Origin of the sequence: Nonomuraea sp. NPDC050643 (assembly GCF_040654715.1) — a bacterium.
In the GTDB taxonomy this organism is placed as follows: Bacteria; Actinomycetota; Actinomycetes; order Streptosporangiales; family Streptosporangiaceae; genus Nonomuraea.
Genome location: NZ_JBFAIM010000001.1, coordinates 415,837 through 435,849, shown reverse-complemented (window position 1 = coordinate 435,849; position 20,013 = coordinate 415,837). Strand labels below are relative to the sequence as shown.

Below are 20,013 nucleotides of genomic sequence, written 5' to 3'. Positions count from 1 at the left end.
CTTCAGTAGGCCACCGTGATGCGCTGACGCGGGTGGGCGCCCTTCTCCACCTCGTCGGCGATCGCGACCGCGTAGTCCTCGGCCGTGATGAAGCTGCGGCCCTCGGAGTCGGCCAGCAGCGTGTCGCCGCCGACCCGGAAGACCCCGGTGCGCTCCCCCGGCGCGATCTCCGCCGCCGGGGAGACGAACGTCCAGTCGAGGTCCTCGACCTCACGGTAGAGACGCAGCGCCGAGCGCCCCGCCAGCGACTCCTTCTTGTAGATCTCCGGGAAGTCGGGCGTGTCGACCAGGTCGAGGCCGGGAGCCACCTCCAGGCTGCCCGCGCCGCCGACGACGATCAGCCGCCGCACGCCGGCCGCGCGCACCCCCTCGACGAGGGCGCGGTTGGCGTCGAGGAAGGGGCCCTCGGGCTCGGTGCCGTCGCGCGGCGGTGCGATGGCGGAGATGACGACGTCGTGGCCCTCGGCCAGTGTGGCGGTGTCGCGCACGTCCCCCTTGACGGGGCCGCCCCGGCGGCTGACACCGGTCACGTCGTGGCCGCGGGAGCTCAGTTCGGCGGCGATGCGCTGGCCGACCATGCCGGTCGCGCCAAAGAGAAGGATCTTCATGGTGCAACAGTATCTCTTTGATACTGGTTACTTCATCGTGCTATAAGTACCTCATGGATACCGGCGACGTCTTCGACCCGAACTGCCCGACCAGGGTGGTTCTTGATCGGATCGGCGACAAATGGTCGGTGCTGGTGCTGCTCTGCCTCGTCGGCGGGCCCATGCGCTTCACGCAGCTCAGGACGCGGATCGGCGGGGTCACGCCCAAGGTGCTGACGCAGACGCTGCGGGCCATGGAGCAGGACGGGCTGCTGACGCGGGAGGTGTTCGCGGAGGTGCCGCCGCGGGTGGAGTACACGCTGACCGAGCTCGGGCGCTCGCTGCACGAGCCGGTCTCCGTGGTGGCCTCGTGGGCGGAGCGGAATGTCGGGGAAATTCTTCGTTGCCGCGAGAAATTCTCATAAATCGTACAGTTATTCGTAACGGTGATGGTTTTCTACGACGTAGCCGTATAAAAGTGCCACGCCGGCGCTTCGCCTGATGAAGCCGCGATTCCGTACCCCTACGCTTTCCTCGTTCCCACCACGGCGAGGGAGGTCACGTGCTCGGAATCGACACCTGCCTGGCGGAGGTCATGTCCATACCCGGGGCACTGGACGCCATGCTGGTCGACCACACCAGCGGCATGGCGGTGGCCTTCAGCAGCGCGTCGGGTGTGGACGCCGACCGCTCCGCCGCCGCGCTCACGGAGGCGCTGCGCGCCACCACCGACGGCCTGGCCCGCACGTGTCCGGGCGACGTCGTCCGCATCGACGACATGCTCGTCACCACGGACAAGGGCCACCATCTGCTCAGGCTGCTGGAGACGGTGTTCGAGGGGCCGCTGGTCATCTACGTACGCCTTGACCTGGAACGATCCAATCTGGCTCTGGCACGCCACCGCCTGAGCTCCATCTCCAGCCGCCTGACGACGTGACCCATGAGCAGGCTCGACACCCTCCTGGCCGGGCTCGCCCGCGAGCGTTCCACCGGGGCGCTCCGGCTCGGCAGGACCGGCACGATCTTCCTGTCCGACGGGCGCGTGACGTACATGGAGTGCGCCCAGACGCCGGGCGTCGAACGCCTGCTCGCGGCCAGGGGCGTGATGAGCGAGTCGGCGCTGCGCGGCCTGCCGGCCGACGGCGGCTGCGCGCGGCTGCTCGCCGAGGGGCCCGTCACCCAGGGCGAGCTGCAGTACGCGGTGCTCGGCGTGGTCCTGGACGCGGCCTTCTTCCTGCTGCCGTTGAGCGGGACACGGCCCAAGTTCCGCCCCGGGGAGCGGCACTGGCTGGGCGATCAGTGGTTCTTCGACGTGTCGGGCCTGGTGCGGGAGTGCGCGCGGCGGCGGGCGCAGCTCGCCCAGATCTGGCCGTCCGCCGACGTGGACACCCTCCCGGTACGACCGGTGCCCCGGCTGCCGGGTCACGGGGTGACGCTGAGCCGGATCCAGTGGGAGGTCATCGTCAGGGCCGACCACAAGGCGACCCCGCTGGAGCTGGCCAGGCTGATGGGCCGGTCCGGCTACTCGGTGTTGCTGGCCGTCCGGCGGCTGACGGCCTCCGGGCTGCTCGCCGCGCCGGAGCCGGGACGGGCCCCGGACCGGCGCGCGGACGGCCGGAAGGCTCCCGACGACGAGCCCCCGAGCGGCCTGCCGAAGCGCCGGAAGGCTCCGGACGACGACCCGCAGGGCGGCCTGCCGGTGCGGGCGCGGCAACCGGCGCACGCGCGGCCGCCCCACGATCCCGGGGCGCCGGCCCTGCCGCTGGGCCCGCCCATAACGGGTGATCCAACCGACCTGGCGCTGCTGATGCGGCTGAAGAAGGCGCTCGAGGAGCTGTCGTGAGGTTCCCCTCACTCAGGAGGAGGCCACGGGTGGAGTTACGGCAAGAGGTTCTGGAGGAGATGGCGCTCCTGCGCGAGCGCACCCCGGGCGTGAACGGAAGCGTCGCCTGCACCGTGGACGGCCTGCAGATCGCCTGCGACTTCGGGGAGGACGCGGCGGGAGAGGCCGCGGGAGACTCCGCCGAGCAGGCCGCGGCGCTGTCGGCGGCGCTGCTCGCGATGAGCAGGCGGATGCTGATCATCACCGGCCAGGGAGCGTTCGAGGAGACCCTCATCTCCGGCACCGCCGGTTTCGTGGCCTTCTACGCCGCCGGCCCCACCATCGTCCTCACGGTCCTGGCCGGACCCGGCGCGAACGTCGGGCTGCTGCGGCTGGAGGGCAGGAAGACGGCTGCCGGAGTGGCCGCCGTCGCAGCACGCAAGCACTGAACCGTTCCAGGCAGAAAGGGAGGAAGAAACATGGCAGGCATGGACGTCTCTCTCAAGGAGATGCTGGCGATCGACGGCGCGGTGGGCGCGGCCGTCGTCGATCATGGCAGCGGCATGGCACTGGGCACGCTCGGCGGCTCCAAAGACCTGGATCTCCAGGTCGCCGCGGCCGGTAACACGGAGGTGGTCAAGGCCAAACTCCGCACGATGGACTCGCTGGGTCTCAAGGACAGCATCGAGGACATCCTGATCACGCTGAGCGGGCAATACCACATCATCCGTCCCATCTCGGGGCGCGGTGGCAAGGGGTTGTTCCTCTACCTGGCGCTCGACCGCGGACGCGCGAACCTGGCGATGGCCCGGCACCAGATGCGCGCCATCGAGGAGAAACTGGAGGTCTGACCAGGCCCGCGACGGCCCGTGCCCGCCCGGTCGCGGGCCGTCGCCATGCTCACGCGCCGGTCAGCTTCGTGATCTCCGCGACGATGTCGGGCCAGAGCGCCGCGGGCAGGTCGTGGCCCATCCCCGGATACGTCACCAGCCGGGCCCCCGGAATGGCCGCCGCCGTCGCCTGGCCGCCCGCGAGCGGGACGAGCAGGTCCGCCTCACCGTGCAGCACCAGCGTGGGCACGCGTACGCCGGCCAGCGCCTCCGTACGGTCTCCCGACGCCATGATGGCGGCCAGTTGCCGGGCGGTGCCCGCCGGGTCGAAACAGCGGTCGAAGGCCAGCCCGGCCATCATGACGATCTTCTCCCGGTCCAGCTCGTAGCCCGGCGAGCCGATGACCGACCACGTCCGCACGGCCTGCGCCAGCACGGCCTCGCGGTCGGCCGGGGGCCTGGTCATGAGGACCGTGGCGGCGGCCTCCGCGGGCGGCGCGATCGCCGGGCCCGGCGTGGACATGATGGAGGTCAGCGTCAGCAGCCGCGCCGGGTGCCGGATGGCCAGCGTCTGGGCGATCATCCCGCCCATCGACGCGCCGACCACGTGGGCCGAGCTCCAGCCGAGGGCGTCCATGAGCCCGGCGGTGTCGTCGGCCAGGTCGTCCAGCAGGTACGGCGACGGCGATCCCGTCGAGGGAACACCGTGGTCGTGGAGGTGCGTGGACAGGCCCGTGTCGCGGTTGTCGAACCGTACGACGTGGTGTCCCTGCTCCGCCAGGAGCTCGCAGAGCCGTTCGTCCCAGTGGATGAGCTGTGCGCCGAGCCCCATGATGAGGAGCAGGGGCCGCCCTGTGGGCGAGCCGAAGCTCTCGTAGGCGATTTCGATGCCGTTGACGGCTACGCGGGTGGTCACGGAACTAGAATGGCATTCTAGTCCGGCCTCGTAAAGTCAGCGCTTGACGAGCCTGCGCAGGCGCTCGCCGCCGAGCACCGCGCCGCCGCCCGCCATGGCGAGGGCGCCGGCCATGAGCGCGCCGCCCACCACGCTCGCCTCCTGGGGCTCGCCCTGGGGAGCGGCCGCTTCGGTGACCCCGCCGCCGTCCTGGGCGGGAGCCTCGATGGCGATGCCGCCACCCTGCGGAGCGCTCTCTTCCGCAGGCTTCTCCTCGGCCAGGATCTGCGGGGGCTTGGCCGGGTTGTTGTCCCGCTTGGACCAGGCGCCGGTGGAGAAGGCGACCGGATAGTTCTTCTTGCCCACGCCGTCGCCCCACTTGGTGATGACGTAGTCGACCTTGATGTGGCCCTGGCCGCCGACGCCGTCCACGCCCAGCGTGCTGGAGTTGAAGGAGCCGCCCGTCAGGTCGGCGAAGGTCTTGGCGTCGAGGTCCAGCATGATGCCGCGGTTGGAGGGGACTCCGGGGCCGCGGTCACCGACGAAGAAGGGCATCTTCTTGCCCTTGTAGACCACGTAGCCCTCGGTCAGCAGCGGCCAGCTCGGGCTGGCGGCCAGGCCCTTCTGCATGGGCTTGCCACTGGCGGGCAGGCCCGTGTCCCCGGCGCGGCCGGAGGAGTCGTCCCAGAAGTACGACGCGGTGGTGGAGCCCTTGAGCAGGATCTTCTCGTCAGTGTCGGAGTCGGCGTGGGCGGCCGTCCCGGCGATGGTCAGCGCACCGACGGTGGAGGCGGTAAGCATGGCGAGGGCACGCAGGCCAGAACAAGACATGAAAAGTTAAAGCCCTTCACGGGGGGACAGGGGAATTGCGCTCCGAAAAGGTGGGGGCATAGCAGGGCAGAACGCCCAACAGTGCTATGTGGAGCGCAAGAACAAGCCTTGGGAAGGGGGCCGCTCAGCGGGCGGCGGCCGGCACGGCGTTGTCTGGGGGTACGACGCGGTGGTCCATTAAGTAAAGTGTCCTCTCCATCACGCCTACCGGGTTAGCTGACGGGTTCGGGCGTGGAGATGCCCTACCGGCACGTGGCCGGATTCACCCCAGTGAGGTGGTTCCCCGGTTCCCGAGCTTCGGGATTCGGCGCCAACCGGCTGTCCTTCTTGGGTAAGGACTAGGTCACCGGCTGGTAATGGCGTTCACTCTAACTACCGAATCGGACAAACGCAAACTTTTCGTATCAAAGAGTAGAAGATCTACCTATATAGGTAAAGCAAGAGGGGGCACGGCATGCCGTACCCCCGTGAATTCCAGCCTCAGCCGCCGCTCTTGCGCCTGAATGATCTCTTACTCGCAGCCGGACCGTGCGCCCCGTGGATCTTCGATGGGTCGACGCCCCTGCCACCCGCGCCCGAGTCCGCGTGCTGGTTGCGCTTACGCTCCAGTGCTTCGCGGAACTTGCGCTTCAGCTCGTCCTCGGGAGTTTCGCTGACTTCCGGCTCCGGTGATTCCGCCATGAGGACCTCCATGGTGTTGGGGACAATCACAGCTTCGCATGACCCCGCTTATGACGCGAAACCGGCCTCAGACCCGGCCGAACGCCAGGAGGCGGAACACCGGATCGGGGCCGGAACGCCCCTGCCCGTGCCCCACGAACTCGGCCTCCCCCGCAGCTCGCAGGCCGTGCCCGGCCGCCGCCGCGACGACCAGGGCGGCCCGGTCGGGCGGGTCGGGCCGGCCGCCGGGGCCGTGCGCGGCGCGTTTGTCGACGGTCGTGACGTAGACGCCGCCCGGCCGCAGCACGCGGGCGGCCTCGGCGATCACCGGGCGGGCGTCGTCGAGCAGGTGCAGCAGCCAGATCGTGGTGACCGCGTCGACCGATCCGTCGCGTACCGGCAGCCTGCGGCTGTCGCCGAGCGCCACGCGTATCCGGCCGGCGGCGACGCGCGCCATGCCCGCCGAGGCGTCGACGCCGAGCACCCGCAGGCCCCGGCCGGCCAGCTCGCGGGTTACCAGCCCGGTGCCGCACGCGACGTCGAGCAGCGTGCCGCCGGGGATCAGCGCGCGCACGGCCTCCGCGGCGGCGGTGGCGCGCGCGAGCCCGCCGCGGGTCTCGTCGTAACGTTCGGCCTCGAGGTCGTAGTCGAGCACGGCTGTACCTTACGCGGTGGATCCGTTCCATTCTCCTGGTGTTGTGTTGGAGCGGCTCGGGAAATACAGCGGAACATGATGGTCGAGCCCCCGGTCCGCCGATGAGTCTCCTGGGTCGTGACCTGGCGATGGATCTCGGTGCGGCGAGCACCCGGATCTACGTCAGGCGTAAGGGAATCGTGCTCGACGAGCCGTCGGCGGTAACGCTCGACGACCGTACGGGCAAGGTCATCCGGTACGGCGCCGAGGCGGCGCGCGACGGTGACGGTCAGACGCGCTGGCCCGTGAGCGGCGGCCTGCCGGCCGACACCGAGCTCGCCCAGCGCATGATCAAGCACTTCCTGCGCAAGGTGCACCGGCATCCGTTCTTCCGGCCGCGCATCGTCATGGCGCTGCCCAACGACTCCACCCCGATCGACCGGACCGCGCTGCACGACATCGCGTTCGAGGCCGAGGCCAGGGGGATCGTGCTGATCCCGCACGCGCTGGCGGCGGCGATGGGCGCCGGGCTGCCGGTCAGGGACTGCCCCGGCAGCATGGTGATCGACGTCGGGCGCGACTCCGCCCGGATCGCGGTGCTCTCGCGCGGGACCGTGGTCGCGTACGGGGCGGTGCCCTTCGGGGGGCACGCCGTCAACATGTCCCTCATCCGCCTGGTCGAACGCGAGCACGGGCTGCTGCTCGACGAGGCCGAGGCCGAGTCGGCCAAGCGGCGGACCGACGTCCACGGCCAGGTGGTGGTGATGGCGCGCGACCCCGACAGCGGCCGGTCGTGCGCGCTGCCGCTGCCCGTCCGCTCGATCGACGAGGCCGCCGACCGGCCGATCGAGGCCGTCGTGAGCGAGGCGGTGGAGACCGTGGCGCGCTGCCCGGCCGAGCTCACCGCCGATCTCGGCGAGCGGGGCGCGGTGCTGGTCGGCGGCGGCGCGCTGCTGCGCGGCCTCGAGCGGCGGCTGCGCGCGGCGCTGCACATGCCGGTACGCCGGGCCGAACGCCCGATGGACTCCGTGGCGCTCGGGCTGGGCCGGTGCGTGGACGACCGGGGGCTGGCCGGTCGGCTCAGGGAGTGGCACTCATGACGGACCCGCCCACGACTGGAGGTGGCCCATGACGGTCCGCGGCATCGACCACATCGGGGTGACGGTGCCCGACCTCGAGGCGGCGACGGTGTTCTTCGCCCGCGCGTTCGGGGCCGAGGTCCTCTACGACACCCTGCCCCGCGGCAAGGGCCCCAGAGGGGGCTGGGCGACCGAGCGGCGGCTCGGGGTGCCGCAGGGCACGGCGGAGGTGGCGGTGCGCATGCTGCGGCTGCCGAACGGGCCCGGGATCGAGTTGTTCGAGTTCAGCGGGCCGCGGCAGGCCGGGGCGGTCATCCCGTGCGATCTGGGGTGGCAGCACGTGGCCCTGTACGTGGACGACCTGGACACGGCGCTGCGGCGGGTCGCCGACGCGGGCGGGACCCGGCTGGCCGATCCGGTGCCGCTGCCTGGGCCCGAGGCGGGTGAGCGCAACCGGTTCGCCTACTGCCGGACGCCGTGGGGCGGGACCGTGGAGTTGCTGACGTATCCGGACGCGCAGCCGTACGAACGGGACACGGGGCTACGGCGCTGGCGCCCCTGACCGGCCCGTTCGACGGGCCCGGCTTCGGTGGGCCCGGCTTCGGTGGGCCCGGCTTCGGGACGTCCGGCTTGGTGGGCCCGGCGCCTCCCCCGCCGGGCCCGGGTGCGGTCAGCGCTCGTCGACGAGCTCTCCGAGCTCGACGCTCGCGTCCTTGACCACCTCGAACGCCGACTTCGCCTCGGGCAGCGACGGACCGGCCGCGATCACGGCGTCCATCTCGGCGCGCGAGTTCCAGCGCCAGTGGTCGGCCCAGGTGCCCTCGTCGATCCGGGTGAGCCGGGTCTCGGCCAGGCCGGGGAAGCCGGCGCGGACCGCCGCGATCAGGGCGGCGCGCCGGGCGAGGACCTGGTCGGCGTCGGCGGGGTCGGCGGTGAAGCGGACGGTACGGATGAAGGCCATCGCTGTAGTCCTTATCTAGAGTTGACTTCTAGTGAACGTAACTAGAGTTAAGCTACAGCCATGAGCGACGTCAAGAGGGTCAGCAAACGGACACAGAAGGCCCAGGAGACCCGGAGGCGCATCCTGAAGGCGGCCGGCGAGCTGTTCGTCCGCGACGGCTACGGCGTCACCAACCTCCAGGACGTCGCCGAGCTCGCCGGGGTGGCCGTGCAGACGATCTACTTCGTCTTCGGCAACAAGCGCACGCTGCTCAAGGAGCTGGTGGACGTCACGATCGCGGGCGACGACGAGCCGCTGGCCACCATGGACCGGCCCTGGTTCGCGGCGGCGATGGCCACGCCGAGCGCCGCGGAGCATCTGCGCGCCCACGTGCGCGGCACGTCCGCCGTGCTGGCCAGGGTGGCGCCGATCACCAAGGTCCTCGACGCGGCGGTGGCGATGGACCCCGAGGTGGCGGCGAGCTGGCCGCAGGACGTCGATCCCCGCTACGTCGTGCAGCGGGCGGCGGCCGAGGCGCTCATGGCCAAGCCGGGCGCCCGGCCCGGCGTCTCACCGGAGGCGGCGGCCGACGTGCTGTACGGGCTGCTCGGGCCCGAGCTCTACCTGCTGCTCGTGGAGAAGCGGGCGTGGTCGCCGGAGCGGTGGCAGGAGTGGGCCCACCGCACGCTGGCCGCCCAGTTGCTCGACCCGCGCTCAGGGGATGTGGAGGCCGGGGGCGTGCTGCCAGCCGGTCAGGGCGAGGAGGCGGCGGACCATGGGTGAGAGCGGGGCCAGGACGAGCCGCCGGCCCGGCGACAGGCGGGCGGCCGTGGTGACGATGAGCCGGAGCCCCGCCACGTCGATGAAGGTCAGGCCGGACAGGTCGAGCCGGATGTCGCTCCGGCCGTCCAGGATCGCGCCGTCGAGGCCGCCGGCCAGGAGATGGTGGCTGCCGTAGTCGATCTCGCCGGCGATGTGCAGGCCGTGGGGGTGCGGAACTAGGGTCACGTTCACCTGGCCATCGGTTTCGAAGATCATTCGGCTCCGGTGGGGACGCCTGTCGTACGCCCTGGAGGGCGTGCCCGGAATCTTGAGCTTTATGTCAGATTGACGGAAGACACGTTTGTGATTCCTGCGTGATTTGACAGGTTGTCATAAGCGATCTCCGATATTGTCCGATTGTGCGCGCCCGCCGTCACATCCTTTCCGCGGTGCTCTTCTGCGTCGTGGCGATGACGGCCTGCTCGACCTCGTCCCAGCCGCCCACCCTCGAGGCGGCCACCCGGCGGCTCAACACCGACGCCGGCAGCCTGGTCAGCGCCACCGAGCTGCACTTGTCGGGCATGGAGCAGGTCGAGGACCGCTCCTGCGTACCGGGTCAGGTGCGACGGTTCCTGCGAGGGGAGAGCGACCTCGCCGCGGACTCCAGCGGGCTGCTGGCCCGGCTTGAGGCCATGGGCTATGACATGGTGGTCGACGACCTGGACCTGCGCGACGACGACGGGCAGGACGTGGCGGTGCTGCGGCATCCGGAGACGCGGCTGACGTTCGAGCTGACCGTGCTGTCCGGTGACAGGCCGGGCGTCCAGGTGGTGGGCAAGACGACCTGCTACGCGGCCGACTGATACCGGAGCCGGGCGAGACGACCTGCCGCACGGCCGACTGATCCCGGAGCTGGACAAGACGCCTGCCGCACGGCGGAGTGATTCCGGAGGCCGGGCGCGCGCTCGCCTGGGCCGAGCGCGCGTGCCGCCTCGTCGCCGCCGGGGCCGTCTTCCGCGCGGAGGCACGGTCAGGGGTTGGACAGGGCCTCCGTCGGTGACAGGCGGGAGGCGCGGATGGCCGGGTAGAGGCCGGCCATGGCGCCGATCACCAGGGTCGCCGCCAGACCGCCGATCGTGGCCCAGGCGGGCACCACGGACGGCCAGCCGCTGTAGAGCGCGTAACCCATCGTGACCCCCGTGCCCAGCAGGACCCCGCCGCCCCCGCCCATCGCGGACAGCAGCAGCGACTCCGCCAGGAACTGGGTACGGATCTGCCCCCGGGTGGCGCCCAGGGAGCGCCGCAGCCCGATCTCCGCCCGGCGTTCCAGCACCGAGATGACCATGGTGTTGGCCACCCCGACCCCGCCCACGAGCAGGGCCACCGCGCCCACGCCCAGCAGCAGGTTCGCGAACGCCTGGCTGGTCGCCTGCTTGGCGGCCAGCGCGTCCGACGGGCGGGAGACGTCCACCTCGTTCGGCGCCTGGGGGTTGGCCGTGCCGGCCAGCACCTGGCGTACGGCCTCCAGCCTGGCCTCCTCCGACCTGGTGTAGAGGATCGTCGGATGGCCGTCGAACCCGAGCCGCTCCTCGGCCACGGGCCAGCCGATCATGACGCCGCTGTCCAGCTCGGTGGCCAGCGGCACCGGCTCCAGGACGCCGACGACCGTGAACCGCAGGCCGCCCACGATGACCTGCGCGTCCGGCCCGGCCGACCCGATGCCGAGCCGCTGGGCCGTGGTCGCGCCGAGCACGGCGGCCGGGTAGCGTTCGGTGGCCGCGTTCAGCCATGTGCCGCTCCGCAGCGTCGCGCCCACCGTGGCGGGCAGGTCGAGGCGGCTGGCGTAGGTGCTGAGGCCGCCGGTCTGGGCCTCGGGGATCTGCTCCGAGCGGTAGGCCTTGGCCTCGGGGAGCTTGCCGATCGCCGAGGCCGACTCGACCGGGCCGATCCTTTCGATCATGGCCTCGGCGTCCTTGGGCATCTGGGCCGCCTCGCCCATGATCGTGGTGCCCGACGAGACCGTGAGCAGGTTGGTGCCCAGCGCGGAGAGCTGGCGGTCGAGCTCGGCGCCCGAGGAGGACGAGAGCCCGACCACGGCGACCATGGCCGCGATGCCGATGGCGATGCCCAGCGCGGACAGGAAGGCCCGCAGCGGGCGCGTACGCAGGCCGACCGCGCCGACCCGCATCACGTCGCCCGGCCGCATCCTGGCCGGGGACAGTCTCGGCCGCGGCACCTCGATGACGGTCATCACGCCACCCCGGATCGCGCGGGCTCGGACCAGGGCCCGGATTCGGAGTCCGTGGCGGAGTCGGACAGGATCCGGCCGTCGCGCATCCGTACCTGCCGGGGCAGGCTGGCGGCGATCTCCCGGTCGTGCGTGATGATCACAATCGTGGTGCCGCCCGCGTTCAGCTCGTGCAGCAGCTCCATCACCCCCGTGCCCGACACCGAGTCGAGGGCGCCGGTGGGCTCGTCGGCCAGCAGCAGCGGCGGGTCGCCCGCCACGGCCCTGGCGATGGCCACGCGCTGCCGCTCACCGCCGGACAGCTCGTGCGGCTCGTGGTCCAGGCGGTGCCCGAGCCCGACCCGCCTGAGCGCCGCCGCGGCCCGACGGCGCCGCTCGGCCCGGCCGAGGCCGGTGTAGACGAGGCCGTCGGCCACGTTGTCCAGCGCGGGGATCTTGGCGGCCAGGTGGAACGACTGGAAGACGAATCCGATCGTGGTCGCCCGCAGGGCCGAGAGCTGGCCGTCGGACAGCTTCGAGACGTCGTACCCGTCGATGTGGATGCTGCCCGAGGAGGGCCGGTCGAGGGTGCCGACGACGTTGAGCATGGTGGACTTCCCCGACCCGGACGGGCCGACGATGGCGGCGAGCTCGCCGTGGTCGATCCGCAGCGACACCGACTGCAGCGCCGCCACGCCGCCGGGGTACGTCCTGGACACGTCCCTCAGCGCGATCATGGGGTACGTCATTTCGGCATCCCCACGGTCATGCCCTCGGTGAGCCCGTCCCCGCTGACCTCGACCCGGCCACCGGAGAACAATCCCGTCTCGATCTTGATGTATCGAGACCTGCCGCCTTCGATGATCTCGAGGCCGAACCCGCCCTCCTGCAGCGCCACGAGCGCCGCGACCGGCACGGTCAGGACGTTCTTGCGCTGGGACGCCGTGAACGTCACGTCCACCGCCGCCTTGTCCAGCCCCTTGGCCGCCTTGGCGGCGCCGATCGAGACGAGCGCCTCCACGCGCGTCTGCGGGTCGTCGTTCTGGGCCTCGCCCGGCACGATGACCGTGGCCACCTCGGTGATCTTGCCCTTGACGCTCTTGCCGTCGGGCAGCGTGACCTCGACCTTGGAGCCCTTCTTGGCCATCCGCTGGTCCTCGGCCTCGAGGTACACCGTGACGACCTTGGACGTGCCCGTGTAGGTCAGGACCTTCTGGCCCGGCGTGGCCGGCTGGCCCGCCTCGGCGTCGAGGCTGTCCACCCGCACCTTGCCGGGGGCGAAGACGACCCGGCCCAGCTCCACCACGCCGGTCTCGTCCAGGCCCCGGTCCTCCTGCCACTCCATGACGGCCTCGGCCGTGTCGTAGGTGAACTCGTCGTCCACCGTGAACCCGTCGTAGCCGAGCTTGCGCAGGTTCCGCTCCAGGTTCTCCACGTCCTTGCCCTCCACCCCGACCTTGAGGTCGCGGTAGGCGGGCGTGTCGCCGTACATGAGCATGACCGGCTTGTTGTCCACCCGGAACAGCGACCTGCCGCGCGAGATCGTCGCGCCGCTGTCGGGCAGCCAGGTGATCGTGCCCGGCTGCCGGCTGAGAGCCGTGGTCACCGGGCCGTAGCCGAGCTCGCCGTCGGCGTCGGTGGTGTCGTTCAGGGTCTGCCTGGTCACCGCGGCGGTGGCGGGGGGCAGGGCGCTGGCCGACCGCGTCGGCCCGGCGGACCCGTTGAGCAGGCCCGCGCTGTTGACCGCCACCAGCCCACCGCCCGCGGCGGCCACCGCGACCAGGAGCCCGGCGACCAGCCTGCCCCGGCCGCGGCGCCGGCGCGGCCGGGCGGGCGCCGCCTCCTCATCCAGGGTGACCCCCTCCTTGACAGGGCCCATCAAGAGCCTCCCATACCAGCCTCGGCGGACTCCTTCTCGCACTTGGCCTGCGCGGACTTGAAGTCGGGGTCGTTGCCGACGTCACCGGTGATGCGCATCATGCCGCCCTCGGGGTCGGGGTAGCTCTCGACGCCGTTGTCACGCATGCACTGGGCGACCTTGCGCAGGTTCTCGGCCATCTTGGGGTCGCCCCCGCCCTGGCGCTGACCGCTCGGGGCGTACTGCTTGCAGGCCTCCTGGGCCGCCTCGACCTTCTCCTGCGGGACGCTCCCGTCGAACTTCATCATCATCTTGCCGTCCGGCTCGGGGTCCGGCACGTCCACCCCGTTCTCGCGCATGCACTGGGCGAACTTGAGCGCCTTGGCCTGCCGATCCTCGGTGGGCTGGGCGCTGGCGGCGGCCTGAGTGCCGGTGCCGCTCACCGACGCCACGTCGGACCCGCCGCCGGCGTCGTCCGCGCCGCAGCCGGTCAGGAACAGGGTGAACGCGATCGGCGCCGTGACCAGCGCACTGAGGACTCGTCCTCGCATGGAGCATCTCCTCCGTCGAAGGGAACGTCGTTCGAGTGGAGATGCAATAGGGCCCGCTGTTTCCTCAGCGTTTCCATCGGCGGCTTATTTTGACCAAATGCCCCCTACGTCACACTCGGCTCTGTAAGCGAGAGAAGGGCCTGGGACACGCCATGCGGGTGCTGGTGGTTGAGGACGAGCGCATGCTCGCCGACGCGATTGCCGAGTGGCTGCGTGAGGAGACCCACGCGGTCGATCTGGCGCACGACGGCGAGGCCGCGCTGGAACGGATCGCGGTCAACGACTACGACGTGGTCGTGCTGGATCGCGACCTGCCGCGCGTACACGGTGACGAGGTGTGCAGGGAACTGGTCGAGTCGGAGTCCGACGCGCGAGTGCTCATGCTCACCGCCGCCGCCCAGCTCGACGACCGGGTGACCGGGCTGTCGCTGGGGGCCGACGACTATCTGCCGAAACCGTTCGCCTTCCCCGAGCTGGCCGCCCGGGTCCTGGCACTGGGACGGCGCTCCCGCCCCGCCGTGCCGCCCGTGCTGCGGCGCGCGGGGATCACGCTCGACCCGGCGCGCAGGGAGGTGTTCAGGAGCGGGCGGTTCGTGCCGCTGTCGAAGAAGGAGTTCGCGGTCCTGTCCGAGCTGATGCGGGCCGGCGGGAACGTCGTCTCCGCCGAGCAGCTCCTGGAGAAGGCGTGGGACGAGCACGCCGACCCGTTCACGGGCGCGGTGCGGCTCACCATCCTCAAGCTGCGCCGCAAGCTCGCCGAACCGCCGGTCGTGGAGACCGTGCCGGGCGTGGGTTACCGCATCGCATGAACCTCCTGGCGAGGGCGCGCCTGCGTCCCACTCTGCGGCTGCGGCTCACCCTCGTGTACGGCGCCGTCTTCTTCCTCGCCGGCCTGACGCTGCTCGGCGTCACCTATCTCCTGTTCAACCAGCAGCTCAACGAGTCCTTCGAGAGCCGGTTCGTCAGCGAGCCCGGCAAGTCCAAGAACCTGATCTTCACCAAGGACGGCACCACGCTGCGCGGCGAGGACGCGGTCGACTGGATGCGGGTGCAGGAGGCGAAGCTGCGCGCCGCCGCCGTCACGTCGCTGATCACGCAGGGCCTGATCTCGCTCGTCGTGGTCGGCGGCGCGGCCGTCGGCCTCGGCTGGGTGGTCGCCGGCCGGGTGCTGGCCCCGCTGCACCTGGTCACCGCCACCGCCCGCAAGATCGCCGCCGCCCCCATGGCCGAGCGCGGCCTGCACGAGCGGATCGCGCTGACCGGGCCCGCCGACGAGGTCAAGGATCTGGCCGACACGTTCGACACCATGGTGGAGCGGCTCGACCATTCCTTCGACGGGCAGCGCCGGTTCGTGGCCAACGCCTCGCACGAGCTGCGTACGCCGCTGACCCTGAACCGGGCGCTGGTCGAGCTGGCCATGCACCGGCGTACGGCCTCGACCGACGTCAAGGAGCTGGGCGAGAGCCTGCTGGAGATCAACACCCGCCACGAACGCCTCATCAGCGGGCTGCTGCTGCTGGCCAGATCCGAGCAGGAGATCACGGACCGGTCGCCGGTGGACCTGGCCGACGTGGTGACGCACGTCGTCACGCACACCGCCCAGGACGCCGCCGACGCCAAGGTCACCGTGTACGAGGTCCTCGCGCAGGCGCCCACCACCGGGGACGCGCTGCTGCTCGAACGACTGGTGCACAACCTGGTCGAGAACGGCATCCGGTACAACGTCGACGACGGCACCGGGTGGGTGCGGGTGGTGAGCCGTACCGTGTCCGGGGGGAAGGTCGAGGTGGAGGTCAGCAACACCGGGCCGATCGTGCCGCCGTACGACGTGCCGCTGCTGTTCAAGCCGTTCCACCGGCTCGGGACCGAACGGACGGTGACGGGGACGAGCGCGGGGCTGGGGATGTCGATCGTCCGGTCGGTGGCCACGGCGCACGGCGGGGACGTCAGGGCGCGGCCCCGTGACGGGGGCGGGCTGGTGGTGGCCGTCGCGCTGCCCCGCGCCCGCGATTAGCCGAGCAGCTTGCGCAGGTCGTCGTCGAGGCGGCCCGGCTCGACGGTGACGATCTCATAGGCGGCCACGCCCGCCACCGCGAACGGATCCTCGGCGGCCACCCGCTCCACGTGCTCGCGGGAGCCGACGGCCAGGATGACGCCGCCGACGCTGTCGGGGACCGTCTGGCCGGAGAGCAGGAACGTGCCGTCGGCGTGCCGACGCTCCAGGTAGGCCACGTGGCCCGGGACGTGCGGGGTGACCTGGTCGGGCGGGGCCGTGTAGCGGACCAGCAGCACGTGCAGCATGCCCTTCATCCTTTCAGCTCAGGGCCGTTCGGAGACCGAGGGTCACGAGCACCAGTGAGGTGATCCTGGCGATCGCCTGCCTGAACCAGGGGCGGCGCAGCACGTGGGTCGCCCGGTGGATGAGGAACGCCCAGGTGAGGAGCCACAGGACCATGAGGAGGGCGTGGGCGGTGGCCAGGGTGAGGATCTGGGCGGGGAAGGGCCGCTCCGGCGCGATGAACTGGGGGGCGAGTGTCAGGTAGATGGAGGCGGCCTTCGGGTTGAGGACGTTGGAGAGCAGCGCCTGGACATAGGGGGATTTCTGGCCGTGGCGGCGCGGCTCCTTCGGGGCCGTGGAGCGCCAGGTCCAGATTCCCAGGCCGATGAGGTAGACGGCGCCGGTCAGCTTGACGGCGGTGAAGGCCTGGCTGGAGTGCATGACCAGGGCCGACAGGCCGGCCAGGGCGAGGGTGGCGTGGACGTACAGGCCGGTGGTCGTGCCGAGGATGACGGGCAGGGCCTGGCGGCGGCCTCCGGTGGTGACCTGCCCCACCAGCAGGGTCAGGCTGGCTCCTGGGGTGGCGATCAGGGGCAGGATCGCGAGCAGGAAGCCCGCGACGGCGTACGGGTGGATCATCGGGGTCAGAGCACGACACGGTAGTGGGTGGTCAGGCGGCGCTCGTCGTCGAGGATGTGAAAGGCCAGGCCGGGAGGCTGGTCGCGGTCGGCGGGGCGGTCGCCTTCCCAGGGCATGCGCAGGGTCCAGGTGACGGCGGGGCCCACGATCAGCGGGCGGGCGGCGAACATGGTGGCGGCCGCCGTGTGGGCGTGGCCGGTGAGGACGGCGACGACCTGGGGATGGGCATCCAGCAGGGCGGCCAACCGGTCCTCGCGCTCCAGGCGGCAGGAGTCGGGCAGCGGGTGGTGGAGCCGTACGGGTGGCTGGTGGAAGGCGATCAGGGCCGAGGTGCCCGGGTCGAGCTCCGCCAGGGTGGCGTCCATCCACGCGAGGGTGGCGGCGTCCAGCAGGCCCTCGTCGCGGCCGGGGATGGTCGAGTCGCACATCAGGATGGCCGTGCCGGCGATGTGGTGGACCTCGTTGATCGGGGCGGTGCCGGGAGGCTCACTCAGCAGGGCCTTACGGTAGGCCGGGCGGGCGTCGTGGTTGCCGGGGCAGGTCAGCACGGGGAAGGGGGCGGTCAGGATCCGGGCCGCCTCCTCGTACTCGGCCTCGGCGCCGTGGTCGGCGATGTCGCCGGTGACCAGGAGGGCGTCCACCTGCTGCGGCATGTCCCTCAGGTGGTCCATGACCCGGGTGGCGCGCCGGGTCGCCCGCTCGGTGCCGTCCAGGTGCAGGTCGCTGATGTGGGCGAGGAGCAACGGTCCTCCTTCTAATGGAAAATTAAGATTTACCGTTAGAGACCTTAGAGTGTGGCTGGGACGGGGGCAAGCGAGCCCCGGGGGAAGAAGGGAGAGGCGTTGTGGAGCGCTGGCTGGCCTTGGAACTGGCGAGCACGATCCGCCACGACGGAACCGGCGGCGTGACCGACGACCTGTCCACCCTCCAGGGCACGGCGCGATGGCTGAGGCAACAGGACGACCTGCTGACGGAGCAGTCCAGCACAGAAAAGCCACCGGCGAGCCAGGCCACGGCAGAAGAACCGCCAGCGGGGCGGGCCAGTGCGGGCGAACCCTCGGTGAGGCGGGGCGGGATGGGAGAGCCGCCAGCGAAACAAGCAGGGCCGGGAGAACCACCAACGGCGCAGGTCGGCGTGAGCGGGCTGCCAGTGGAGCGAGCTGGGGTGGACGGGCTGCTGGTGGACGAGGAGTTCCGGGCGGAGATCGTCGCGTTGCGGAGGGCCGTGCGGGCGTTGTTCGCGCGGGCGGTCAGTCCTGCGCCGCCCAGCCGGGCCGACGCGCATCGGCTGATGCCAGTGGAGGAGGCGTTGGCGCACGTCAACGGGGTGGCCGCGCGGGAGGCGGTGGTCCCGCGACTGGAATGGCCGCAGGGCGAGGCTCCCCGGACGCGGATGCTGTCGGAGGAGCCGGATGTGCGCGTCCGGCTCCTGGCCGCGCTCGCCCGTGCCGCCATCGACTTCCTGAACGGGCCGGAACGCGAGCAGTTGCGGGCCTGTAGTGCGCCGCGGTGTGTGCGGTATTTCCTCAAGAGCCATGGCCGACAGGAATGGTGCAAGCCGTCATGCGGCAACCGCGCCCGCGCGGCGCGCCACTACGAGCGCCGACGTACGAGCGACGAACCCGCCACCCCCTGACCACGACGGGCCCCGAAGAGCGAAGGACGAGCCCTTCCCGCCCTCACCTCCACGGCGCCGGGCGAACCGGTGCCGCCTCCCTTACACCCGACCCGGCGGGCCAGGCCAGGGACGACAAGCCACGAGACCTTACGCCCGGACCCAGCAGACCGGACACGGCAAGCCGATAAGCCCACTGCGCCCCGACCCGACCCGCCAAGGACGGCGCGGCGACGAATCCCTTGCACGCCAACCCAGCAACCCGAAGACAACGGGATGACGAGCCCCCCGGCACTTTGAACCCAGCGGGCGAAGGACGGCTGGCGAGCCCCTTGCGCCCCGGGCCAGCTGGGCGACGCCCGTTAAGAGGAGGACCGCCGTGGCGGCGTGCGCGGCGAAGCGGACCAGGTCGGGACGCCAGGTGGTCACCGAGGCGGTGATCTCGGCGTCGGAGCCGAGATGGTGGGCGGCCTCGCCGAGGGCGTACGCGGCTCCGCAGCACAGGTCCAGCCAGCGGAGCGGCCGGGTGCCGGAGGCGCGCAGCAGGCCGAGGATGTCGATGCCCAGTTCGCGGTCGTAGGCACGCAGGCGGCGCTCGCGGTTCATCAGGCGGTTGGCCACCACTGTGGACCGTTCGAGCTCGGTGTCCGTGGCCAGAGGCATGATCCACTACTTTACGGCCGAACGACAGGAAGGTTTCCGACGACTCGGTAACTTCACTACAAATCCATAAATGAGTCGCTATCGTACGTAAAGATCCGCTGCACCCGTCTCAGGAGTCACTTCTCTCATGGCGCACGTCGAACCGCTGCGGGAGGACGATCCGGCGGCAGTAGGGGCATATCGCCTGCTCGGCCGATTAGGCGCGGGCGGGCAGGGCACCGTGTACCTCGGCCAGACGCCCGACGGCCGCTCCGTGGCGGTCAAGGTGCTGCGTGAAGGGGCCGGGTTCGACGCGCGGCTCGGCAAGGAGATCGCGGCCGCGCGGCGGGTGGAGCCGTTCTGCATCGCGCAGGTGCTCGACGCCTCGCTGGGGGCGCAGCCGTACATCGTCACCGAGTACGTCGAAGGCCCCTCCCTGCAACAGGCGGGCCGCCACAGTGGGGCCGACCTGCAGCGGCTCGCGGTCGCCACGGCCACCGCACTGGCCGCCATCCACGAGGCGGGCGTCGTCCACCGCGACTTCAAGCCCGCGAACGTGCTGCTCGGGCCGGGCGGGCCCCGCGTCATCGACTTCGGCATCGCCAGGGCCTTCGACGAGGCCGTCACGCACACCAGCGGCATCGTGGGGACGCCCGCGTACATGGCGCCCGAGCAGTTGGCGGGGCAGCCGGTCGGGCCGCCCGCGGACGTGTTCGCGTGGGCGTCGGTCATGGTGTGGGCCGGTACGGGGACGCCGCCGTTCGGGCAGGACACGCTGCCCGCGATCATCAACCGGATCCTGAACAACGAACCCCAGCTCGGTGACCTGCCGCAGCCCATGCGGTCGATCGTGTACGCCTGCCTGGCCAAGGATGCGCGGGCACGGCCGACGATGCGGGATGTGATCCTGCGGCTGCTCAGCGGCCAGAACGCCATGCCGGGCCTGGGAACCGGACCGACACCAGAGGCCGGAGCGGGTGCCTGGGCTGGAACCGGACCGACACCAGGCCCTGGTCCCTGGGCTGGGGCTGGAGCTGGAGCTGGAGCTGGGTCGATGCCAGGGCCCATGCAAGGATCGGGCCCGGGGCAAGGGCTGGGACATGGGCAGGGGCAGGGGCAGGGGCAAGGAAGCGGGCCCATGTTCGGGCCTGGCCAAGGACCGA

At 71.2% G+C, this 20,013-nt stretch carries 28 protein-coding genes and 1 riboswitch; of the genes, 13 read left to right on the top strand and 15 right to left on the bottom strand.

Translation table 11 applies throughout. The annotated features are described in order from the left end of the window. Positions 1-2: 2 nt before the first annotated feature. On the bottom strand, positions 3-608 hold the full coding sequence (locus tag AB0I15_RS01970) for an NAD(P)-dependent oxidoreductase (RefSeq protein ID WP_358088595.1): 606 nt from the start codon (positions 606-608) through the stop codon (positions 3-5). 53 nt (positions 609-661) lie between these two features. On the opposite strand from AB0I15_RS01970, the gene AB0I15_RS01965 reads away from it, so the two are divergent. From AB0I15_RS01965 to AB0I15_RS01945, 5 genes are all read left to right on the top strand, one after another. Next, positions 662-1,012, top strand: a complete 351-nt coding sequence (locus AB0I15_RS01965; protein ID WP_358088593.1) for a helix-turn-helix domain-containing protein — start codon at positions 662-664, stop codon at positions 1,010-1,012. Positions 1,013-1,149: 137 nt separating this feature from the next. Beyond that, entirely contained in the window at positions 1,150-1,524 is a 375-nt protein-coding gene (locus tag AB0I15_RS01960; protein WP_358088591.1) for a roadblock/LC7 domain-containing protein, read from the top strand. Positions 1,525-1,527: 3 nt separating this feature from the next. Next, positions 1,528-2,430 (top strand): hypothetical protein, encoded by a 903-nt coding sequence (locus tag AB0I15_RS01955; protein ID WP_358088588.1) that lies wholly within the window; start codon positions 1,528-1,530, stop codon positions 2,428-2,430. Between the two features lie 29 nt (positions 2,431-2,459). Further along, positions 2,460-2,858, top strand: coding sequence for a roadblock/LC7 domain-containing protein (locus AB0I15_RS01950; protein ID WP_358088585.1), 399 nt, complete (start codon positions 2,460-2,462; stop codon positions 2,856-2,858). Positions 2,859-2,888: 30 nt separating this feature from the next. Continuing rightward, complete coding sequence (locus AB0I15_RS01945) at positions 2,889-3,260, top strand: hypothetical protein (protein ID WP_358088583.1); 372 nt, start codon at positions 2,889-2,891, stop codon at positions 3,258-3,260. 49 nt (positions 3,261-3,309) lie between these two features. Here AB0I15_RS01945 and AB0I15_RS01940 read toward each other — a convergent pair whose 3' ends face one another. From AB0I15_RS01940 to AB0I15_RS01925, 4 genes are all read right to left on the bottom strand, one after another. Continuing rightward, positions 3,310-4,155 carry an alpha/beta fold hydrolase gene (locus AB0I15_RS01940; RefSeq protein WP_358088581.1) on the bottom strand — a complete coding sequence of 282 codons (846 nt, stop codon included), beginning with the start codon at positions 4,153-4,155 and terminating at the stop codon, positions 3,310-3,312. A 36-nt stretch (positions 4,156-4,191) separates the two neighbouring features. Next, on the bottom strand, positions 4,192-4,935 hold the full coding sequence (locus AB0I15_RS01935; RefSeq protein WP_358088578.1) for a hypothetical protein: 744 nt from the start codon (positions 4,933-4,935) through the stop codon (positions 4,192-4,194). Between the two features lie 216 nt (positions 4,936-5,151). Next, positions 5,152-5,285: riboswitch (cyclic di-AMP (ydaO/yuaA leader) on the bottom strand. A gap of 160 nt (positions 5,286-5,445) precedes the next feature. Further along, the gene (locus AB0I15_RS01930) at positions 5,446-5,646 is read right to left on the bottom strand and encodes a DUF5302 domain-containing protein (RefSeq protein ID WP_358088576.1); all 201 of its coding nucleotides are present in this window, start codon (positions 5,644-5,646) and stop codon (positions 5,446-5,448) included. Positions 5,647-5,713: 67 nt separating this feature from the next. Next, positions 5,714-6,280, bottom strand: a complete 567-nt coding sequence (locus tag AB0I15_RS01925) for a class I SAM-dependent methyltransferase (RefSeq protein WP_358088573.1) — start codon at positions 6,278-6,280, stop codon at positions 5,714-5,716. 101 nt (positions 6,281-6,381) lie between these two features. Here AB0I15_RS01925 and AB0I15_RS01920 point away from each other — a divergent pair, with 101 nt between their 5' ends. Then, complete coding sequence (locus AB0I15_RS01920) at positions 6,382-7,359, top strand: rod shape-determining protein (RefSeq protein WP_358088571.1); 978 nt, start codon at positions 6,382-6,384, stop codon at positions 7,357-7,359. A 28-nt stretch (positions 7,360-7,387) separates the two neighbouring features. After that, on the top strand, positions 7,388-7,900 hold the full coding sequence (locus tag AB0I15_RS01915) for a VOC family protein (RefSeq protein WP_358088569.1): 513 nt from the start codon (positions 7,388-7,390) through the stop codon (positions 7,898-7,900). Between the two features lie 108 nt (positions 7,901-8,008). Here AB0I15_RS01915 and AB0I15_RS01910 read toward each other — a convergent pair whose 3' ends face one another. Next, on the bottom strand, positions 8,009-8,299 hold the full coding sequence (locus AB0I15_RS01910) for a hypothetical protein (protein ID WP_358088567.1): 291 nt from the start codon (positions 8,297-8,299) through the stop codon (positions 8,009-8,011). Positions 8,300-8,359: 60 nt separating this feature from the next. Here AB0I15_RS01910 and AB0I15_RS01905 point away from each other — a divergent pair, with 60 nt between their 5' ends. Beyond that, positions 8,360-9,061 (top strand): TetR family transcriptional regulator, encoded by a 702-nt coding sequence (locus AB0I15_RS01905; RefSeq protein ID WP_358088565.1) that lies wholly within the window; start codon positions 8,360-8,362, stop codon positions 9,059-9,061. On the opposite strand, the gene AB0I15_RS01900 is transcribed toward AB0I15_RS01905, so the two are convergent. Further along, positions 8,993-9,286: an STAS domain-containing protein gene (locus AB0I15_RS01900; protein ID WP_358088561.1), complete on the bottom strand. Its 294-nt coding sequence runs from the start codon at positions 9,284-9,286 to the stop codon at positions 8,993-8,995. The genes AB0I15_RS01905 and AB0I15_RS01900 overlap by 69 nt on opposite strands. Before the next feature lie 173 nt (positions 9,287-9,459). Between AB0I15_RS01900 and AB0I15_RS01895 the strand changes: the two genes are divergently transcribed. After that, positions 9,460-9,903 carry a hypothetical protein gene (locus AB0I15_RS01895; protein WP_358088558.1) on the top strand — a complete coding sequence of 148 codons (444 nt, stop codon included), beginning with the start codon at positions 9,460-9,462 and terminating at the stop codon, positions 9,901-9,903. Positions 9,904-10,070: 167 nt separating this feature from the next. On the opposite strand, the gene AB0I15_RS01890 is transcribed toward AB0I15_RS01895, so the two are convergent. The 4 genes from AB0I15_RS01890 to AB0I15_RS01875 are packed head-to-tail and all read right to left on the bottom strand — an operon-like array spanning position 10,071 to position 13,676. Further along, a complete protein-coding gene (locus tag AB0I15_RS01890; RefSeq protein WP_358088556.1) occupies positions 10,071-11,291 on the bottom strand; it encodes an ABC transporter permease in 1,221 nt (406 codons plus the stop codon). Beyond that, positions 11,291-12,016, bottom strand: coding sequence for an ABC transporter ATP-binding protein (locus AB0I15_RS01885; RefSeq protein WP_358088553.1), 726 nt, complete (start codon positions 12,014-12,016; stop codon positions 11,291-11,293). Before AB0I15_RS01885 ends, AB0I15_RS01890 begins: the two co-directional genes overlap by 1 nt. Beyond that, positions 12,013-13,146: a peptidoglycan-binding protein gene (locus tag AB0I15_RS01880; RefSeq protein WP_358088550.1), complete on the bottom strand. Its 1,134-nt coding sequence runs from the start codon at positions 13,144-13,146 to the stop codon at positions 12,013-12,015. Before AB0I15_RS01880 ends, AB0I15_RS01885 begins: the two co-directional genes overlap by 4 nt. Next, a complete protein-coding gene (locus tag AB0I15_RS01875) occupies positions 13,146-13,676 on the bottom strand; it encodes a hypothetical protein (protein ID WP_358088547.1) in 531 nt (176 codons plus the stop codon). Before AB0I15_RS01875 ends, AB0I15_RS01880 begins: the two co-directional genes overlap by 1 nt. Before the next feature lie 152 nt (positions 13,677-13,828). Between AB0I15_RS01875 and AB0I15_RS01870 the strand changes: the two genes are divergently transcribed. After that, complete coding sequence (locus AB0I15_RS01870; RefSeq protein WP_358088544.1) at positions 13,829-14,485, top strand: response regulator transcription factor; 657 nt, start codon at positions 13,829-13,831, stop codon at positions 14,483-14,485. After that, the gene (locus AB0I15_RS01865; RefSeq protein ID WP_358088541.1) at positions 14,482-15,690 is read left to right on the top strand and encodes a HAMP domain-containing sensor histidine kinase; all 1,209 of its coding nucleotides are present in this window, start codon (positions 14,482-14,484) and stop codon (positions 15,688-15,690) included. Before AB0I15_RS01870 ends, AB0I15_RS01865 begins: the two co-directional genes overlap by 4 nt. Here the strand turns inward: AB0I15_RS01865 and AB0I15_RS01860 are convergent. Genes AB0I15_RS01860 through AB0I15_RS01850 form a run of 3 tightly spaced genes read right to left on the bottom strand, consistent with a single transcriptional unit; the run spans position 15,687 to position 17,336 of the window. After that, positions 15,687-15,977 (bottom strand): YciI family protein, encoded by a 291-nt coding sequence (locus tag AB0I15_RS01860; RefSeq protein WP_358088538.1) that lies wholly within the window; start codon positions 15,975-15,977, stop codon positions 15,687-15,689. The genes AB0I15_RS01865 and AB0I15_RS01860 overlap by 4 nt on opposite strands. A gap of 13 nt (positions 15,978-15,990) precedes the next feature. Beyond that, the gene (locus AB0I15_RS01855) at positions 15,991-16,593 is read right to left on the bottom strand and encodes a LysE family translocator (RefSeq protein WP_358088535.1); all 603 of its coding nucleotides are present in this window, start codon (positions 16,591-16,593) and stop codon (positions 15,991-15,993) included. 5 nt (positions 16,594-16,598) lie between these two features. After that, positions 16,599-17,336 carry a metallophosphoesterase gene (locus AB0I15_RS01850; protein WP_358088533.1) on the bottom strand — a complete coding sequence of 246 codons (738 nt, stop codon included), beginning with the start codon at positions 17,334-17,336 and terminating at the stop codon, positions 16,599-16,601. A gap of 101 nt (positions 17,337-17,437) precedes the next feature. Between AB0I15_RS01850 and AB0I15_RS01845 the strand changes: the two genes are divergently transcribed. Further along, complete coding sequence (locus tag AB0I15_RS01845; RefSeq protein ID WP_358088530.1) at positions 17,438-18,229, top strand: ABATE domain-containing protein; 792 nt, start codon at positions 17,438-17,440, stop codon at positions 18,227-18,229. Between the two features lie 129 nt (positions 18,230-18,358). On the opposite strand, the gene AB0I15_RS01840 is transcribed toward AB0I15_RS01845, so the two are convergent. Further along, entirely contained in the window at positions 18,359-18,871 is a 513-nt protein-coding gene (locus AB0I15_RS01840; RefSeq protein ID WP_358088527.1) for a hypothetical protein, read from the bottom strand. A gap of 127 nt (positions 18,872-18,998) precedes the next feature. On the opposite strand from AB0I15_RS01840, the gene AB0I15_RS01835 reads away from it, so the two are divergent. Beyond that, the coding region (locus AB0I15_RS01835; protein ID WP_358088524.1) for a serine/threonine-protein kinase at positions 18,999-20,013 on the top strand (1,015 nt) is incomplete at its 3' end.

Bases quoted from the DNA above. Each gene is read 5' to 3' on its own strand.
- AB0I15_RS01910 (WP_358088567.1), bottom strand. From the start codon at position 8,299: ATGGCCTTCATCCGTACCGTCCGCTTCACCGCCGACCCCGCCGACGCC.
- AB0I15_RS01865 (WP_358088541.1), top strand. From the start codon at position 14,482: ATGAACCTCCTGGCGAGGGCGCGCCTGCGTCCCACTCTGCGGCTGCGG.
- AB0I15_RS01915 (WP_358088569.1), top strand. From the start codon at position 7,388: ATGACGGTCCGCGGCATCGACCACATCGGGGTGACGGTGCCCGACCTC.
- AB0I15_RS01840 (WP_358088527.1), bottom strand. From the start codon at position 18,871: ATGCCTCTGGCCACGGACACCGAGCTCGAACGGTCCACAGTGGTGGCC.
- AB0I15_RS01945 (WP_358088583.1), top strand. From the start codon at position 2,889: ATGGCAGGCATGGACGTCTCTCTCAAGGAGATGCTGGCGATCGACGGC.
- AB0I15_RS01920 (WP_358088571.1), top strand. From the start codon at position 6,382: ATGAGTCTCCTGGGTCGTGACCTGGCGATGGATCTCGGTGCGGCGAGC.
- AB0I15_RS01855 (WP_358088535.1), bottom strand. From the start codon at position 16,593: ATGATCCACCCGTACGCCGTCGCGGGCTTCCTGCTCGCGATCCTGCCC.
- AB0I15_RS01935 (WP_358088578.1), bottom strand. From the start codon at position 4,935: ATGCTTACCGCCTCCACCGTCGGTGCGCTGACCATCGCCGGGACGGCC.
- AB0I15_RS01880 (WP_358088550.1), bottom strand. From the start codon at position 13,146: ATGGGCCCTGTCAAGGAGGGGGTCACCCTGGATGAGGAGGCGGCGCCC.
- AB0I15_RS01860 (WP_358088538.1), bottom strand. From the start codon at position 15,977: ATGCTGCACGTGCTGCTGGTCCGCTACACGGCCCCGCCCGACCAGGTC.
- AB0I15_RS01885 (WP_358088553.1), bottom strand. From the start codon at position 12,016: ATGACGTACCCCATGATCGCGCTGAGGGACGTGTCCAGGACGTACCCC.
- AB0I15_RS01955 (WP_358088588.1), top strand. From the start codon at position 1,528: ATGAGCAGGCTCGACACCCTCCTGGCCGGGCTCGCCCGCGAGCGTTCC.
- AB0I15_RS01965 (WP_358088593.1), top strand. From the start codon at position 662: ATGGATACCGGCGACGTCTTCGACCCGAACTGCCCGACCAGGGTGGTT.
- AB0I15_RS01870 (WP_358088544.1), top strand. From the start codon at position 13,829: ATGCGGGTGCTGGTGGTTGAGGACGAGCGCATGCTCGCCGACGCGATT.
- AB0I15_RS01890 (WP_358088556.1), bottom strand. From the start codon at position 11,291: ATGACCGTCATCGAGGTGCCGCGGCCGAGACTGTCCCCGGCCAGGATG.
- AB0I15_RS01875 (WP_358088547.1), bottom strand. From the start codon at position 13,676: ATGCGAGGACGAGTCCTCAGTGCGCTGGTCACGGCGCCGATCGCGTTC.
- AB0I15_RS01970 (WP_358088595.1), bottom strand. From the start codon at position 608: ATGAAGATCCTTCTCTTTGGCGCGACCGGCATGGTCGGCCAGCGCATC.
- AB0I15_RS01905 (WP_358088565.1), top strand. From the start codon at position 8,360: ATGAGCGACGTCAAGAGGGTCAGCAAACGGACACAGAAGGCCCAGGAG.
- AB0I15_RS01930 (WP_358088576.1), bottom strand. From the start codon at position 5,646: ATGGCGGAATCACCGGAGCCGGAAGTCAGCGAAACTCCCGAGGACGAG.